Genomic DNA, 16961 nt, shown 5'->3' with positions numbered 1-16961 from the left:
TAAAGGTTAAAACAAAAATTATTAATGCTTTTCTGCTGCCATGCTCAAGTAAACTATCGTGAGCATCATAAAGATAAAGGCTTGTAAAACAATTACTAAGATATGGAACACAGCCCATACAAAGTGTAACGGTAATTGTGCTAAGCCTACTAAAGCGATAAGTAAGAAAATAACTTCGCCAGCATATAGGTTTCCGAATAAACGTAAACCTAAGGAAATGGGCTTAGCCAATAAGGTTACTAACTCTAATACTAGGTTAAAAGGAATTAACGACCAGTGATTAAATGGTGTAAATGATAATTCTTTGGCAAAACCACCTAAACCTTTGTAATAGATTGAGTAACCAAGAATTAGAATAAATACGCCTAGAGCTAAACCTAAGGTGATATTCACGTCTGTCGTAGGAGCAATTTTCATGTAGCTCCACTTATGTGCCATAATTTGCTCTAAAAAGCTGTAATCAGCAGCATATTCAGGTAAACCCGGAGTGTAAAACATCACACCGAAGAAACCCGCGACAACTGGAAACCAATCCACTGGTACTAGTTTCATCAGGTTCATTAAGAATATCCACATGAAGATAGTTAATGCTATAGGTGCTATTAACTTGTCTTTTACATGAAAGGTTTCCTTAACGTTTTTGCTGACGAACTCAACGATCATCTCTACAAAACATTGGAATTTACCAGGTACACCTGCAGTAGCCCGACGGCCCACCCAAGCGAATGAAATAATAAATATCGTACCTAGGATAATTGACCATCCAAGTGAACCAACGTTGACGGCCCAAAAGCCTTCACCGATAGTTAAATCACTAAGGTGGTGATTAATATACCCTTGGACGGAAATGTTGCTATCAGCCATTTTTCATCCTAACTTTAATGTTTAAAAAAAACTGCTGCGGACCATTGCGCCACGGTTGCTAAGCTAAAGCCAATGATAAAAGCACTGGCTGCAACCTCTTGTTTTAATACAATGACAAACAAGACAATGGTTAAAATAAGTTTAAACGAATGCCCTTTTACCAGAGCCATTTTCGCTTGTTGTGCGTTGCTCAGTGCAAATTTGCTAAAGGCAATCAACGCAAAAACTAAATTTGTTACTGCTGCAATAATACCACCTTTCAAGGCAGATAAAGCAGCGAGAGCATCACTGTATAACGCAAAAAGCAGAGCCGCAAAAGCCGCTACAACAAATTGAAAAAGGACTAGCTTGTAAGCAGCAAGTCTAACTTGTTGCGGTTCTGGTTGCATTACAACTCCAGTTTCACAATTTGCCATTTAATCAGGGCAAAAAACTGCGGCAAGTATACTGAACTGGCCTTGTTTTGCAACAAAAAGCGGCTACAACTGTAGTCCTGTCGCTGATTTGTAAACAGAACGCCACTAGTCGTTTTGCTGGGCTTTCAGTTTCTGCAAAATGCCGTCCAGTTCATCCAGACTGTTATAGCTGATCAGTAAACTGCCTTTACCTTTCTTGTTGTAATCAATTTGTACCGGTGCCGCAAAATGCTCACTCAGTTTCAGCTCCAGTGCGGCAACATCCGGATCCTTTTCACGCGGCGTTTTCGCCGGTGCCGGCTCCAGAATACGGCGCACCAGATTTTCGGTATCGCGCACTGTCAGCTGCTTTGCTGCCACCAGTCTGGCGGCGTCAGACTGGGCATCACCGTCCAGTGCTAACAGCGCACGGGCATGCCCCATCTCGATATCGCCGTGCTCGAGCAGTAGTTTCACATCGTCGTTTAATTGATTTAGCCGTAGCAGATTACTTACTGCGGCCCGGGATTTACCGACCGCATCAGCAACTTGTTGGTGGGTTAATTCAAATTCGGTCAGTAAGCGCTGCAGCGCCACGGCTTCTTCCATGGCGTTCAGATCTTCACGCTGGATATTTTCAATCAGCGCTATGGCGACTGCGGCTTCATCCGGCACATCCTTGATCAAACAAGGCACCTCGGCCAGTTGCGCCAGCTGCGATGCCCGCCAGCGCCGTTCACCGGCAATAATTTCATAGCGGTTTTCAGCCAGGGGCCGCACCACTATCGGTTGGATCACACCTTGGGCTTTAATTGAATTGGCCAGATCTTCCAGCGCATCCTGCGACATATCTTTGCGAGGCTGATATTTACCGGGCTGTAAAAACTCAACCGGGATCTTTTGAAGCTCCGAATGTTCGCGGGCAGGGGCGGCAGCGGCAGGTTTACTGGCAGTCAGCAGCGCATCAAGTCCACGACCTAAACCACGTTTTTTCAAAGACATGCGATTAAATAATCCTTATATGCTGTTACTGAGCGACCGCACCGGCAACAGGCTTTTTCTTTTCGGAACGACGCAGAATTTCACCGGCCAGCGCCAGATATGCTTTGGCACCGGTAGAGCTTTTATCGTAATACATCACCGGCGCGCCAAAACTGGGCGCCTCAGCCAGACGCACATTACGCGGGATCACCGCGCGGTAGACTTTGTCACCAAAATGCTGCTTTAACTGCTCGGAAACATCGTTGGCGAGCCGGTTGCGCGGATCGTACATGGTGCGCAGTATGCCTTCGATTTTCAGTTCCGGATTAACCACTGAGGCCAGTTTGTTGATGGTATCGACCAGCGCCGTTAAGCCTTCCAGTGCAAAGTATTCGCATTGCATCGGTACTAACACACTGTCAGCGGCTGACATTGCATTCACGGTTAACATATTCAGCGAGGGCGGACAGTCGATAAAAATATAGTCGTAACTGTTTTTGTAAGCTTTCAGGGCGTTACGCAAACGTAATTCGCGGGCAAACACATCCATTAGCCGGACTTCAGCCGCAGTGACATCGGAGTTAGCGCCAACCAGGTGATAGCCGCCGCTGGTGTCTTTTACCACGACTTCCGCCAGCGGTTTTTCATCAATCAGTAATTCATAGGCGGTGGCAGCCAGTTCGTATTTATCAACACCACTGCCCATGGTGGCGTTACCCTGCGGATCCAGATCGATCAACAACACCCGGCGCTTGGTGGCCGCCATTGAGGCAGCCAGATTCACCGCAGTGGTTGTTTTACCCACTCCACCTTTTTGGTTTGCGATTGCGATGACTTTGCCCACGGCTTCCCTCTTGCTGTTCAGACTTTGCTTGCTAGGCTTTGCTCAGCACCACAAGATGCCGCTGCGCATCCAGTTGCGGTACCTGCAACGGATGGATGGCGTCTACTTTAACAAAATCCGGCAAAGCTGCAATTTCTTCTTGCACCGCTGCCCCTTTCATGGCGAAAAAGCGGCCGTCTGGTGTCGGTAAATGCCGGCACCAATTCAGCATATCATTCAAAGAGGCAAATGCCCGGCTGATCACACCGTCATAACCCTGCAGCGGTTGATGATCTTCAACCCGGCTTTGCAGCGGGTGGATATTCTGCAGCTGCAACTGCATTTTCACCTGATTTAAAAATCGGATCCGCTTACCCAGACTATCCAGCAAGGTAAATTGCTTTTCCGGGTAATAGATTGCCAACAACACCCCGGGTAACCCCGGTCCGGTACCGACATCGATAAAATGCTGGCCAATCAGAAAAGGGGCTACTACCAGACTATCCAACACATGTTTGATCAGCATCTCTTCCGGATCCCGGACTGATGTCAGGTTATAGGCGCTATTCCACTTATCTAATAGCGTAACATACTGAATACATTGCGCTAACTGTGTCTCTGATAAGGTTAAATCACTTTGCGCGACCAGAGTGCGCAACCTAGATAACAACTCAGCCATAGATCCTTAATTCCGCTTAAGCGGTTTTACGCAGTAAACCCTGCTTTTTCAGATAAACTAGTAATAACGAAATCGCCGCCGGGGTAATACCGGAGATCCGTGATGCTTGCCCTACCGTCTCCGGCTGGGTTTGATTTAATTTGGTGACCACTTCGTTTGATAACCCTTTTACCTGGCTGTAATCAAACTTAGCCGGTAGCCGCGTTTCTTCATTACGCTGTTGTTTGGCGATCTCATCCTGTTGCCGGTTGATATAGCCTTCGTATTTGATCTGGATCTCAACCTGCTCTGCCGCTACCGGATCCGCCAGTACCGGGCCTAAGCTATCAATGGCCAGTAGCTGCTGATAAGTGACTTCCGGGCGACGGATCAATTCTTCCAGGCTGGCTTCTCGGGTCAGAGGTGTTTTCAGTAACGTATTAACCTCTGCTAAGGCTGGATGTTGCGGATGGATCCAACTTTGCCGTAAGCGCTGCCGCTCCAGTTCGATCTGTTCCATTTTCTGGTTAAAGGCTGCCCAGCGGATATCATCAACCAAGCCCAGTTCGCGGCCCTTGGCAGTTAAGCGGGCATCGGCATTATCTTCACGTAACATCAGCCGGTACTCAGCACGGCTGGTAAACATCCGGTATGGTTCTTTGGTACCCAAGGTGGTCAGATCGTCAACTAGTACGCCGAGATACGCCTGATCGCGGCTGGGTGACCAGCCCTCCTGTTCTTTGGCATAGAGGGCCGCATTAACACCGGCTAGCAGGCCCTGCGCGCCAGCCTCTTCATAGCCGGTTGTGCCATTGATCTGGCCGGCAAAGAATAAACCTTTAATAAATTTGGTTTCTAGTGTTGCTTTCAGATCGCGTGGATCAAAGAAATCATACTCAATGGCATAGCCTGGTCGGGTGATATAGGCATTTTCCATACCCTTGATTGAACGCACGATCGACAGCTGTACATCAAAAGGCAAACTGGTGGAGATACCGTTTGGATACAACTCGTGAGTCGTCAGGCCTTCCGGCTCGATAAAGATCTGATGTTTATCTTTATCAGCAAAACGCATGACTTTGTCTTCAATCGATGGGCAATAACGTGGCCCTATGCCTTCAATGACACCGGTATACATCGGTGAGCGATCCAGATTATCGCGGATCACCTGATGCGTTTGTTCGTTAGTGTAAGTAATAAAACAAGGGATCTGTGTCGGATGATCGCTTTGCTTGCCTAAAAATGAGAAAACCGGAGTAGGGGTATCACCAGGTTGCGCCTGCATCACAGAAAAATCTACGGAACGGGCATCAATTCTGGGTGGGGTACCGGTTTTTAGGCGATCTACCCGAAATGGCAGTTCCCGTAAACGTCTGGCCAGGGCGATCGACGGCGGATCACCGGCACGGCCACCGGCAAACTGCTCTAAACCAATATGGATCTGACCACCTAAAAAGGTACCGACTGTCAGTACTACAGCCTTGGCTTCAAAGCGTAACCCCATTTGGGTAACCACGCCTTTGACCTGATCCTGCTCTACGATCAGATCATCACAGGCTTGCTGGAAGATCTTCAGATTAGGCTGGTTTTCCAGCATTTGGCGAATTGCAGCCCGGTATAACTGGCGATCAGCCTGGGCACGGGTGGCTCTGACTGCCGGGCCTTTTGAGCTGTTCAGGGTACGGAATTGGATCCCGCCTTTATCTGCTGCAATGGCCATAGCGCCACCTAAGGCATCAATTTCTTTTACCAGATGGCCTTTACCAATACCGCCAATGGCCGGATTACAGGACATCTGACCCAGGGTTTCAATATTGTGTGTCAGCAATAAGGTAGACAAACCGGTGCGAGCTGCAGCCAGCGCGGCTTCAGTGCCTGCATGGCCACCGCCAACGACGATCACATCGAAAGATTCCTGATAGAGCATGCTTGCCTCGATCTGTTACCAATAAAAAATAGGGCACATATTGTAGCCTGATCCGCATCGGAGTGAAATGGCTAAAACCGGATCCGGATCCCGATTAATATATATAGGATCTTTTTAGATCTTTTCTGTTATTACTCTTATTAGCTAAGGGCTTTGCGGTGGATAAGGCATTTTTTATAAAAAGGATCAGTAGCTTATTAAGGATCAGATCCTGTGATCAAGCTTGGATCTGAGCGGATCTAACCCTTGGATAAGATCCTTACTTATCCACATAGTCGCTTTTAAATAAAGTTATATTTTGGATAAATACAGCTTGTTAGCCATTAAACAGCACGGTTATCAACAGGGGGCTAGCGAATTGGTATTCTTTGTGGGTAATTTGAGGATAACAGGATCATAAGATCGGCAAAGCCAGGGCTGATAGGGTTTTGCCGGATCCTAAGTTGAGATCGTCAGGCGTTTTCTGCGTCTGTGGATCCGGATAAGCTGTTGATAAATTGTGGAAGCCAGACCAAGGCTTGATCTTCTGGTAGCTCTGGATCCTGAGCATCAATATCCAGCCCAGGTAACAGACAACGTGCGCCCTTTAGTTGCAGTAGCGCGGCGATTTTCGCCCCTGCCAGACAAAAAGTATCGTAACTGGAATCACCTAAAGTGATCACAGCATAAGAAAGTGTGGTAAGATCGCCCTGATCTTGTGCTAATTGATCCGCAAAGGGTTGAATATTATCAGGCAGATCTCCTGCGCCATAGGTGGATGTAATCACTAACCAGATAGCATGCTGGTTTAGCTGATTGAGTTCGGGTTTCAGATGCGTTGTAACGTCATAGCCCGCTTGTACCAGTGTTTCAGCAACTTGTTCTGCCACATATTCCGCTGCGCCCATTTGGCTGCCGACGAGGATTTCGATCATTTGTGCCTCTTGCCAGTGAAATGATTGGCTATACTACTGGAATAAAATTGAATAACGCTAGCGCTGTTTATTCGATTTCGCGTTTTTACTGCATTGCAGGCATAGTAGAAACGACAATTGCACGACCACTGAGCCTGCGTGTTATTGAGGTTAAAACAAAGTATGTCTGACTCTATGTCATTTTCCCAGCTAATGCTGCCGGAGCCCCTGGTACGTGCTGTCACCGAACTTGGATATGAAACCGCATCGCCAATTCAGGCGGCTGCCATCCCCAAATTATTAGCTGGCGAGGATGTCCTTGGCCAAGCGCAAACCGGTACCGGTAAAACTGCCGCCTTTGCCCTGCCATTATTAGCCCGGTTAGATCCGGCGCAGAATGATCCACAAATTCTGGTACTGGCGCCAACCCGCGAGCTGGCGATCCAGGTCGCCGAAGCCTTTCAGGCTTATGCCCGCTATATGCCAGCCTTTCATGTGTTGCCGTTATACGGTGGCCAGAGCTATACCAATCAGTTGAAATCGCTGAAACGCGGTTCACAAGTTATTGTCGGTACACCGGGCCGGATCCTGGATCACCTGGATCGCGGCACCCTGAAGCTGGATAAGCTACGTGCCATCGTGCTGGATGAAGCCGATGAGATGTTGCGGATGGGCTTTATCGATGATGTGCAAACCATTATGGATGCGACGCCTGCCGGTCGTCAGGTGGCGATGTTCTCTGCGACAATGCCAGCCCCGATCCGCGCTATTGCCCAGAAGCATCTAACCAATGCCGAAGAAATTAAGATCGCCTCGAAAACCAGCACCGTGGAGCGGATTGAACAACGCTTTGTGATGCTGGATGCCAACCAGAAGCTGGATGCGTTAACCCGGCTGCTGGAAGGTGAAGAGTATGATGCCAGTATTGTCTTTGTGCGTACCAAAAGTGCTACCGAAGAAATTGCTGAAAAACTGGGTGCCCGCGGTTATGCGGTAGCCTGTTTAAATGGTGATATGAATCAGGCACACCGTGAGCAAACCATCCGCCGCATGAAAGCCGGTCAGCTGGATATTATCGTCGCCACTGACGTTGCCGCCCGTGGTTTAGATGTAGAGCGTATCAGCCTGGTAGTGAACTACGATATTCCTTATGACAGCGAAGCCTATGTACACCGTATCGGCCGTACCGGTCGTGCCGGCCGTGAAGGTAAGGCGATTTTGTTTGTGTCGCCACGCGAGCGTCGTTTACTGCGCACTATTGAATATGCGACCAAGCAGCCGATCGAGCAAATGAACCTGCCAACTGGTCAGGTGATTGAGCAAAAACGGATTGAAAGCTTCCGTGCCCAACTGGCGCAAACCATTGAAACCCAGAATCTGAGTTTCTTTGTTGATTTAATTAACGACTGGCGTGACAAGCTGGAAACCACTGATGCTGATATGGCGGCCGCACTGTTATATCTGGCACAGAAAGATCAGCCGTTAAATGTGGCTAAACAGTTCCCGGAATTACGTCAGCCGCATGCCCGCGCTGAACGCAATGATCGTGGTGGTGAGCGCCGTGATCGTCCGGAGCGTAGCTTTGGCGACCGTCCGGCCGGTGATCGGCCAGAGCGCGGTCCGCGTCAGCGTCGAGAGCTGCAGGGTGATTACAACACTTACCGCATTGAAGTAGGTAAAGAGCACGGTGTGCGCGCCGGTGATATCGTGGGTGCTATCGCCAACGAAGCCAATATTGATAGCCAGTTTATCGGTAATATCAAATTGTTTGACCATTTCAGTACTGTTGAGCTGCCGGCGAATATCCCGAATGAGATTTTCCAGCATCTGAAAAAGGTGTATGTGCGTAAGCAAAAACTGAATATTACCGTCGATACCGGTGCTGCACCGGTTGGTGAACGCCGTTCTGGCCCTGGCCCGCGTCCGGGTGCAGCGCCACGGGCTCCACGCAAACCGCGTGAATAATCATTTTGCGATAACTTAACTGTTTAAGCCCCGCTTGCCGGGGCTTTTTTCTGTCTGTTGTAGATTATCGCGTCTTTAAATTTGTGTCCGATCACCCTATATCTGCACTATCACCTGTTGCGGAGACTGCCGATGATTATTGCCTGCCCCCATTGCCATGCGCTCAACCGCTTACCTGCCGATCGCCCGCTGCAGGACGGCCGTTGTGGTAAATGCAAACATGCCTTGTTCAGTGGCCAGCCACTGGAACTGACGGCAGCGAATTTTGCCGCCCATGCTGAAAAGTCTGAGCTGCCGTTGGTGCTGGATTTCTGGGCCAGTTGGTGTGGCCCTTGCCGCAGTTTTGCGCCGGTATTTGCCGCTGCCGCCGCAGAGTTGGAGCCGCGCTTTCGTTTCGGCAAGGTCGATACCGAACAACAGCAAAGTCTGGCGGCGCGCTTTGCTATTCGTTCGATCCCGACCATTATGCTGCTCCACCAGGGGAAGGTGCTGGCACAGCAAGCCGGTGCTTTACCTAAGGCGCAATTCTATCAATGGCTACAGCGTTATAGTTGAAAGTAAGCGGCCACTTACTACCGGCGTTGGCCCGATCACTTGATCTGCGTCTTGTCGCGGCGTAAGGTAAGGCCAGCCTCTAAACCTGGGAGAGAATAATGAGTAACACCCGTTTTAGTCTGAGTAGTCCGGATCTGCAAGAAGGCCATTTTATGGCAAAAGATCAGGAATTTGATGGTTTTGGTTGTAGCGGCGCCAATATTTCGCCGGCATTGAACTGGCAGAATGCACCTGCAGGTACCAAGAGTTTTGCGGTAACGGTGTTTGATCCGGATGCGCCGACCTGTTCGGGTTTTTGGCATTGGCTGGTTACCGATATTCCGGCGGCCGCTACCGGTTTGCCGCGTGGTGCCGGTAAAGGCAGCTTACCGCCGGGTAGCCGCAGTTTTACCAACGATTATGGTAGCAAAGACTTTGGTGGCGCCTGCCCACCGGAAGGTCATGGTATGCATCGCTATCAATTTACGGTCTGGGCCTTACCGGAAGAAACCTTACCCGCACCGGATGGCGCCAGTGCAGCGGTGGTCGGCTTTATGCTAAATGCGATGGCATTGGCGAAAGCGACCCTTACCGCGACTTATGCCCGTTAATTCGATTCCGCATTAAGACTATCGCCGCATAGCCAGCGGATCTTGGATCGCCTAAGCTAAGATCCTGTTTACCAGGATCTTAGCGACTTCCTCTTGCTGTCATTACGCCTGAAAGTTCTGCTGGCCGGCTTTTTCAGTCAGTTACTCTGTCTCGGAGTGGCGCGTTTCGCCTATACCCCTTTACTGCCATTGATGCAGCAACAAAGTATGCTGGATGATGCCAGTGGTGGTTATCTGGCCGCGGTAAATTACCTTGGTTATATGAGCGGTGCCTTACTGGCGGCTAGCTTGAACTCGCTGGCACTAAAAGACCGCCTGTATCGCTTTGGTTTGCTGTTAGCGATTATCAGCACCCTTGGTATGGCGCTGACCGAAAATATCTTGCTCTGGGCATTCTGGCGCTATCTGGCCGGGCTTAGCAGTGCCGGCTCGATGCTGATCGCTTCCGGGTTAATCCTGCACTGGTTACTGCAGCACAAGCTAAGGGCCGAGCTTGGGGTTCATTTTGCCGGGCTGGGGCTGGGGATTGCTCTTGCTGCACTGGCGGTTGAGCTGATGCTCAAGCTGGATTTTGACTGGCGGCAGCAGTGGTATTTATTCGCCTTACTCGGCGTTGCGCTGGCGGTACCGGCCTGGCGCTGGTTACCACTGCCGGTTATAACCAGTACCAGCCAGCAACAGACCGCTATGCAGCCTGAGCCGGGCAGTCGTTTTATCCGACTAATGTTATTCAGTTATTTTGGTGCCGGCTACGGCTATGTCGTCACTGCAACCTTTATTGTTACTATCGTTGAACGGCTGCCGGGACTCACGGGCAGCGGCAATCTGGCTTTTGTGCTGCTGGGCTTGGCGGCGGCGCCGGCGGTATTAATATGGGATTTGCTGGCCAGAGGTCTCGGTTTTTTGAATGCAATTATTCTGGCGCTGCTATTACAAACCCTTGCTATCGCTTTGCCGCTGACCGTGCCCGGACTTTGGCTAGTACTGTTGAGTACTGCGCTCTTTGGTGCGACCTTTATCGGGGTCGTCAGCTTAGTACTGACCATGGCCGGGCGTTTATACCCGACCAAGCCCGCGCGGTTAATGGGAAAATTAACGCTGGCCTATGGCTTAGCCCAGGTGATTGCACCGGCCATTACCGGCGTTCTGGCCAAAGCCACCGGTTCCTATCAACCCGGCTTGCTGCTGGCGGCCGGCTTTGTTGCACTGGCCGCACTCTTGCTTTACTGGTTAAAACGCACCGATCAGACCTTAGCGCAGCTGCAGTAGTGGCTTAATGCTATTGACCGCGCTATTTCCCGATGCAGAAAGTGAAAAATAAAATAAAAACAATGGTTTGAAGCGTTCTTGGTGGTTTATTCGTGGGCCGTTTTCGCATTAAAATATATCATGCAAGTCAAATAAAGGAAAATAGGGTTATTCATCTCGCTCGAATTGTAGTTTAGTTAAGCGGTGGAGCGGAACGTTAAAGGAAGGTTCTGTTCACGCGCTTTGCTTTTCAATTGTTTTGTAATTCTGTAAGTCAGTTTTTTTCAACTCACTGTTAACTAACCGGAATAAGGTTTCGGCGATTTTTAATTAGGTAAACATCCTTTGTATTTGCGTTGCGAGATAGCTTTTTAAGGACGTTTTGTTGGGTTTCAGGCGTCCAGAATATTTTTAACCGCTCTCTCGTACGAGTCACAGCTGTGTAGAAAATACTGTGTGATATATCATCTTCATTTGCGTCTGTGATGACAATTTTTACCGAGTCATACTCAAGACCCTGGGCTTTATGTATAGACACTGCATACGCTACTTGAAATGGAACTGTGGTGTTCAAAGAGTCGTCATCTTCATCACTACTTCCGGGCAGGTCATATACAGTAAACTGTACTGTGGATTCAGCTATCCACTTTAGCTCATCGTTTCCAAAAACATCGAATTCACTTAACGGTCGATCAAGTAGTACGTCAAATTGAATCCAACCAGGAGCTTGAGCGATGCCCGTAATCCACCCTTTAAGGTTATTATAGATAACAGGCCTAAACCGTTCGGTATCGGAAAACAGTATTGGGTCGCCTACTTTATATGTAGACTCGCGCCATGTACTCGCTTTGCCTGGATTACTGCTTTGTAGAAAACGGTTGATGTTATTTATTCCATAGAGACCATCATAATTGAGGCATAGTATTATCTCGTCCTGTGCTTGCATTTCAAAAAGTGAATTATTTAGTAACGTCGAGTACCCGTTTCTAACTATGAACTCTGCGATATCATCTTCTGTATTCCTAACTTTGCTCCAAAAATCTAAAAGAGCTTTATTTTGAGTTCTAAAGGGGGTCATCAATTCAAACACAGAGTCTTTTTTAATAAATGAACGAATGACTCCAAACCAGTTACCAAATTGAATGGACTCAATTTGGTAAACATCACCTACGAGAACAAGTAGTTTAAACGAAGTGTTTTCTAAGACTTTTAGCAGGTCAGCATTACTTACCGTACTACATTCGTCAATTATGAGTAGATCGTACTGTTTAGGGTTTGCTTTTCTGGACGTATGGCTACGAATTGTACGAAACTCTGAGCTTTGTGCAGTTATTTTGCGTTGTAAATTGTCGATTGCAGGATTTGTATGCGCAAGGAATAATTTTTCTTTATCATTAAAGTGGCGCGCTATGTGATCTAACATCGTCGACTTTCCTGTTCCCGCAGCACCATAAATAAGCGCCACACAAGACTGAACAAATAGCTGTTTAAGCGCTTCTGCTTTCACATTATCATCAATACCGCGAGGAGCCTCACTTAGCCAACGTTCGACAGCTTGTTTATAACCTGCTATTCCTGAACCAGCGCTTTTTTGAAGCGATTCAATGATCGATACTGTCTCATTTTCATATCCGGTGACGAAGACATGTCCCTTATCAAGCATGAGGTGACGATGAGCGTGCTTGTAATATATTTTGTTGTTGTATATTAGAACTAGGTTTTTAACATCTCCAAAGTCTTTAAGATCTTCAACTGGTGTATAAAGTATGCCATCACGTTCTACGTTATTCTTGACAAACCGAGCAAGAAGTTCGTGCTTCCGTTCTGTGGCATCTAAGCTTTCAACTAGATCCCAGAATCGTGGATTGTGCCCCGGAAGTGATGTGCAAAAAGGCATATCGTCAAAAGGCACGCATCCATACTTCAGTTTCAGGTTGGATAGTCGCTTACAATTATCACTCCAATATTGGGATTTGAGGATTTGGTTATTCATATTAAGCATTAGATAACGAAGGACATTGTGGCCAGGGCAACGTGATCTAATTATTCGACGAGCCTCATCCAAAACTTTGAAAATCTGTGGGCTTGAAAGATTAAAAGTCGCAGCCGCTCTTACTGCTTGGTAACCTTTATCAGACATAGTAACAACATCAAGAAGGCTATCCACTCCATTTGTTAGGCAGTGCATTAAGTGGTGATACTCTGTTGAGTTTGTCCTGGTTTTCAGAGAAACACCCAAAAGGCGTGCAAAATTGTCAAATTCACAAGGTCGAATAGAAACTTCCCAAGACCGGATGATGGTTATCGGCATTGTTTGACCAATTACTTGAATCGAGTCCCGTTGCAACTCCAACATAGCTGCGTGGTTATCAATGATATCAATACTGGTGAAGGCTATAATTCGGTCAAACTTATTCACTTTGTTTATAGCGCGATAGAAGGTTACTTCATAAAAAATTTGACCATTGCAAAAAAAAGGGCGAGTTTTGTGTATGTAGTAACGTTCTGGAGAGATTTTACCCTCATTTTTAAATTGATACGTTCCAATTCTCTCAGCTATTTTTTCATGGTATTCCCTTAATGATGGATCAAGATCTAAGGGGAAGGCTTCTAGGTTTGTAAGAACATCAAGACCAATTTCATCACTTAGTAGACTGCGGACACGGTGCAAATACTCATAGTATTTAAGCATAAGTCGTTCTGAGTTATCTCCGTCATAGGTATAGTGAGAAGCGCTTTTCTGAATTAATTTGTGAAATCTACTGAGAAAGTTTAATTTTCCTCTGCCTCTTATGAATTCTAGAGCAGGCCCGATGACTTCATAATTAAATTCAGTGTCTGATGAACCCGTGTGAAGATGGACTGCTATTCCCTCAACTAGATTTCGTAGTTGAGAAAGCACGTTTTGCGAGAGTAGTTTTCGTTGGTCAACAAGAAGTGCTATGTTTTGGCAGATCGCTTGGTTAGCGCTAAGTATCTGATTATTGACCGTTGTCATTATTTGCTATGCTCCCATATTAATGACGTCTTAAAACATCCCTGTCTCTCTCGCGGATAGAAAATATTCATCAAATTCATGTGCTTTTATTACCACACTACTATGTGTAGAGAAAAAAACAATGATTTAATTACCCAAAACAAGTATTTTTCACATACGAAGTCTATTCAGATATTTTATGAATTGTGTTTTGGTAACGTTTAATAATTAGATATTGAGGCGCTACAGTTCATACCTGTTCATTACTAACCAATGACGACTAAGGTAAAATTGTAGATTTTAGATACCAAATTGCTGACCGGGCAGATTTATTTGAAGCAATCTAATAATCTGCCCGGGATGCCATCATGTTCTTAGCTTTAACGAATTGACTTTCTGTGCGACGAAATGAGTTCTGTCAGCTTCAGTTTCAACAGGGTTACTAAGTAGCCATTCTTCAACTTTTTTCCGGTCAAAAAATACCAGCTTACCGTTTGGCTTAGAGTGCGGAATTTTACCGGTATGCGTAAGCTTGTAGATATAGCTAACGCTCAGCCCTGTGAAAGCTGAACATTCAGCCACATTTAAAACTGCTTTGTTATTTAAATTACCGTACATCATTACCTCCGCAGCAGCGTTTGGTTTATTTCGTTGGGTGTTATCACGTAAAGCAGAATGTTCATTTTTTTCTGTCATTGTCGGGTTCCTTTTAATCTCGTGGGAAACTGGGAATAAGGGAAACCCCTTATTAATCATGCTCATAATTTGGGAATATTGGTTGGGAAAGCATCTCGTCAAGAGCTAAGTCTCTGACTATTTTATTGGGCAGTATTTTGAAATATCGGCCTCCTGCTGGGCCACCGGAAATAACTCGCTTGAAGGTGCCACGACCTTCACTAGTTTCCATCCAACCCTGATTAACCATGTATTGTACGGATTGCGAAAAGTGGTCTTTGAATTCGAGATTAAGCCCTGCCTTATAAGCATCTCGTGTCAGGTACCAAGCCTGAGTATTCCTCTCTTTTATGATGTAGCCATAGTTATCTTGCAGAGGTTTGCCTTCAGGTAGCAGTTTTCTGCGCCAAAGTTTTAATGCTAATGGCAGATTTTTTTTGAGCTTCTCATCTTCTGAATCTACATTGCTGCCCCTAGTATCCAACCATGATTCAAAAGCAATTTTTGCGGCATTCTCTGCGGTGCCTGTTGGCCAAGGAAGTAAACCTGCAGAGATTGCCAGTTCGCCCGCTACAGCATGTAAGGCAAATCTTTTCGCTGCTTCTGTGACTTGGTTACCGTCTCCGGCTTGTCGCCAATGATTTAGCATTTCGGTTATCTCGTTGCTCAAAATTGATGGCAGATTTTCTGTCATGCTGAGATATTCGATCCAAGCTTTGAATACGGAACCGTGATTAAGGTTGATACCATTCCAAATGGCCTGGGAGAACTCATGGATAGAGCCGCAACCATGAAGATCGTCATAGATGCCAAACTTTCTGGTTGCCGGCACTTCCAAAAAGCGTATCTCTTGTCCAGCTTTAACATTTTTCTGAATAGTTGAAAGTTTTTCCTCCAAGCCAACTTCACCAGTACTGAGATACAAAAGTCGCCACTTGCGCTTTTCACCAAGTGAACCGTCCTGGTTACTGCGGATTTTCGACATACCATTTGCAAGCATATAGATTGATTGATCGACATCTTCAGCATTCACCTGATGCAGTTCATCAAGGCAAAGCAGCATATCATTGTGAGTTGACGCAATTATCTCTAAGCCATTAGCTGTAGATCTCCAGCTGTAAACGTAGTCTTGATTGGAATACAGACTGGCCGCCAGATTAAGCACAGTAGTTTTTGCTATTTTTGATTTGCCAAAAAGGTGAACACCGCAGCTTGGCCAATTCAGCCAGTAAAGCAGTGGAGCCGCTAAACCGGAACAAATGCTAAAAATTAGCATTGGATTGTTCAAACACAGTGGAGCAACAGAGGTTTGCCAGCTCTCAAGTGAGCCTTTCGATGACATCAACTCCGTGCGGCTGCCAGAATAAATAACGGGTTCATGTTCTTTGCTAATACACCAATCTGGCGTGATAAAACTATGATTAAGCCAACCAGTCTGCGATGAACTAATCAGACGAGCTTTCGGGGTGGATTGGTTAAGGAAAGTAATTATATGCTCCCACGTACGAGCCCGGTTTGAGACTGCGAGACCTGTATCTACAAGCACTTCTTTCAGCTGTCTGCCGTTTTCATTGATTATTTGCTTGCGTGGAAAAACCTGACGAATAGTTTTGTTATCCAGATTTATCCACTCAATAAGTAGACCATAGTTTCTGCGATTATCAGAATCGCGAGTAATTCCCAGTACCCGGATCGGACCACAGAGAAATTTCGATTCACCGTCTTGTTGACTGATAAATAACCCGTTGCTTAATATCTCGAACATGTTCCGATTGCTTCCTTTATTTCATCAAACTACATAATTTTCATCAAACTACATGACTAAGAAAATAAATGCAGTGAAAAGGTAGGTGAGATTTCGGGAGGGTTTTAAAGCTAGTAAAAACGCGGATTTTTTGATTTTTAAAGCGAATTTTAGTTTGTTTTTTAATCAAGAATTTGGCATGCCAAATTTTTTCGTTATCAATTAAGGAAAATGGTCAGTGTTTAGTGGTATTTACAATGCCAGTCTGATTCCAATCACAGAGAAGAAGTAGCCAGCGGCTAATAGCTTGTAAGCGCTGGGGGCTATTACATTTGGCGGCGAAAGCCAGGTTTGCACTGCGCGCCGCAAACTGACTGAATGTTTCAATCAGAATATCCCAACACTCATCCCGCTCATTGCTAACTTGGAAGGCAAAGGCTTTTTGTCTGAACAAATCTTGAAACAGTTGCTCTTCGGTTTCATAAGATTCTGCCAGCTCAAAGCCAAGTGGTTCACAGTATTTTTCGATGCCAGAAATGCGGTTTTGTAACTCGATAATGGCCGGTATAAATGGTCTTAACTCTGCTATCTGATGAAGATCGTCAGTGTTCATGTATTCTCCAGAATTACCAATAGTAATTTTTACCTAAAAAAGGAATTTAGCAT

General features: G+C 46.4%; 15 protein-coding genes. 4 read left to right on the top strand and 11 right to left on the bottom strand.

The window, feature by feature from the left end; translation table 11 throughout:
• Nucleotides 1-21: 21 nt before the first annotated feature.
• The 7 genes from atpB to mioC form a co-directional block, all read right to left on the bottom strand.
• Complete coding sequence (gene atpB, locus AEST_RS00305) at nt 22-864, bottom strand: F0F1 ATP synthase subunit A (RefSeq protein WP_008606213.1); 843 nt, start codon at nt 862-864, stop codon at nt 22-24.
• Between the two features lie 14 nt (nt 865-878).
• The gene (locus tag AEST_RS00300) at nt 879-1253 is read right to left on the bottom strand and encodes an ATP synthase subunit I (protein WP_008950598.1); all 375 of its coding nucleotides are present in this window, start codon (nt 1251-1253) and stop codon (nt 879-881) included.
• 132 nt (nt 1254-1385) lie between these two features.
• The gene (locus tag AEST_RS00295; RefSeq protein ID WP_008606210.1) at nt 1386-2261 is read right to left on the bottom strand and encodes a ParB/RepB/Spo0J family partition protein; all 876 of its coding nucleotides are present in this window, start codon (nt 2259-2261) and stop codon (nt 1386-1388) included.
• A 25-nt stretch (nt 2262-2286) separates the two neighbouring features.
• Nucleotides 2287-3084, bottom strand: a complete 798-nt coding sequence (locus tag AEST_RS00290) for a ParA family protein (protein ID WP_008950599.1) — start codon at nt 3082-3084, stop codon at nt 2287-2289.
• A 31-nt stretch (nt 3085-3115) separates the two neighbouring features.
• Nucleotides 3116-3742, bottom strand: coding sequence for a 16S rRNA (guanine(527)-N(7))-methyltransferase RsmG (rsmG, locus tag AEST_RS00285; protein ID WP_008606208.1), 627 nt, complete (start codon nt 3740-3742; stop codon nt 3116-3118).
• A gap of 16 nt (nt 3743-3758) precedes the next feature.
• On the bottom strand, nt 3759-5648 hold the full coding sequence (mnmG, locus tag AEST_RS00280; RefSeq protein ID WP_008606207.1) for a tRNA uridine-5-carboxymethylaminomethyl(34) synthesis enzyme MnmG: 1890 nt from the start codon (nt 5646-5648) through the stop codon (nt 3759-3761).
• A 452-nt stretch (nt 5649-6100) separates the two neighbouring features.
• On the bottom strand, nt 6101-6562 hold the full coding sequence (gene mioC / locus AEST_RS00275; protein WP_008606206.1) for an FMN-binding protein MioC: 462 nt from the start codon (nt 6560-6562) through the stop codon (nt 6101-6103).
• A 162-nt stretch (nt 6563-6724) separates the two neighbouring features.
• Here mioC and AEST_RS00270 point away from each other — a divergent pair, with 162 nt between their 5' ends.
• From AEST_RS00270 to AEST_RS00255, 4 genes are all read left to right on the top strand, one after another.
• A complete protein-coding gene (locus AEST_RS00270) occupies nt 6725-8506 on the top strand; it encodes a DEAD/DEAH box helicase (RefSeq protein ID WP_008606205.1) in 1782 nt (593 codons plus the stop codon).
• 132 nt (nt 8507-8638) lie between these two features.
• Nucleotides 8639-9061, top strand: coding sequence for a thioredoxin TrxC (trxC, locus tag AEST_RS00265; protein ID WP_008606204.1), 423 nt, complete (start codon nt 8639-8641; stop codon nt 9059-9061).
• Between the two features lie 98 nt (nt 9062-9159).
• The gene (locus tag AEST_RS00260) at nt 9160-9651 is read left to right on the top strand and encodes a YbhB/YbcL family Raf kinase inhibitor-like protein (protein WP_008606203.1); all 492 of its coding nucleotides are present in this window, start codon (nt 9160-9162) and stop codon (nt 9649-9651) included.
• A 93-nt stretch (nt 9652-9744) separates the two neighbouring features.
• Nucleotides 9745-10920: a YbfB/YjiJ family MFS transporter gene (locus AEST_RS00255; RefSeq protein ID WP_008606202.1), complete on the top strand. Its 1176-nt coding sequence runs from the start codon at nt 9745-9747 to the stop codon at nt 10918-10920.
• Between the two features lie 274 nt (nt 10921-11194).
• On the opposite strand, the gene AEST_RS00250 is transcribed toward AEST_RS00255, so the two are convergent.
• The 4 genes from AEST_RS00250 to AEST_RS00235 all read right to left on the bottom strand — a co-directional run bounded on the left by AEST_RS00250 (nt 11195) and on the right by AEST_RS00235 (nt 16908).
• Nucleotides 11195-13897 carry an ATP-dependent DNA helicase gene (locus AEST_RS00250; RefSeq protein ID WP_008606201.1) on the bottom strand — a complete coding sequence of 901 codons (2703 nt, stop codon included), beginning with the start codon at nt 13895-13897 and terminating at the stop codon, nt 11195-11197.
• A gap of 345 nt (nt 13898-14242) precedes the next feature.
• Entirely contained in the window at nt 14243-14572 is a 330-nt protein-coding gene (locus tag AEST_RS00245; protein ID WP_008606200.1) for a helix-turn-helix transcriptional regulator, read from the bottom strand.
• A gap of 52 nt (nt 14573-14624) precedes the next feature.
• Nucleotides 14625-16316, bottom strand: coding sequence for a DUF927 domain-containing protein (locus tag AEST_RS00240; protein ID WP_008606199.1), 1692 nt, complete (start codon nt 16314-16316; stop codon nt 14625-14627).
• Nucleotides 16317-16530: 214 nt separating this feature from the next.
• Nucleotides 16531-16908, bottom strand: a complete 378-nt coding sequence (locus AEST_RS00235; RefSeq protein ID WP_008606198.1) for a hypothetical protein — start codon at nt 16906-16908, stop codon at nt 16531-16533.
• Nucleotides 16909-16961: the final 53 nt, after the last annotated feature.

Origin of the sequence: Alishewanella aestuarii B11, assembly GCF_000280055.1 — a bacterium.
Taxonomy (GTDB): domain Bacteria; phylum Pseudomonadota; class Gammaproteobacteria; order Enterobacterales; family Alteromonadaceae; genus Alishewanella; species Alishewanella aestuarii.
This window is presented reverse-complemented; position numbering and strand designations above follow the sequence as displayed.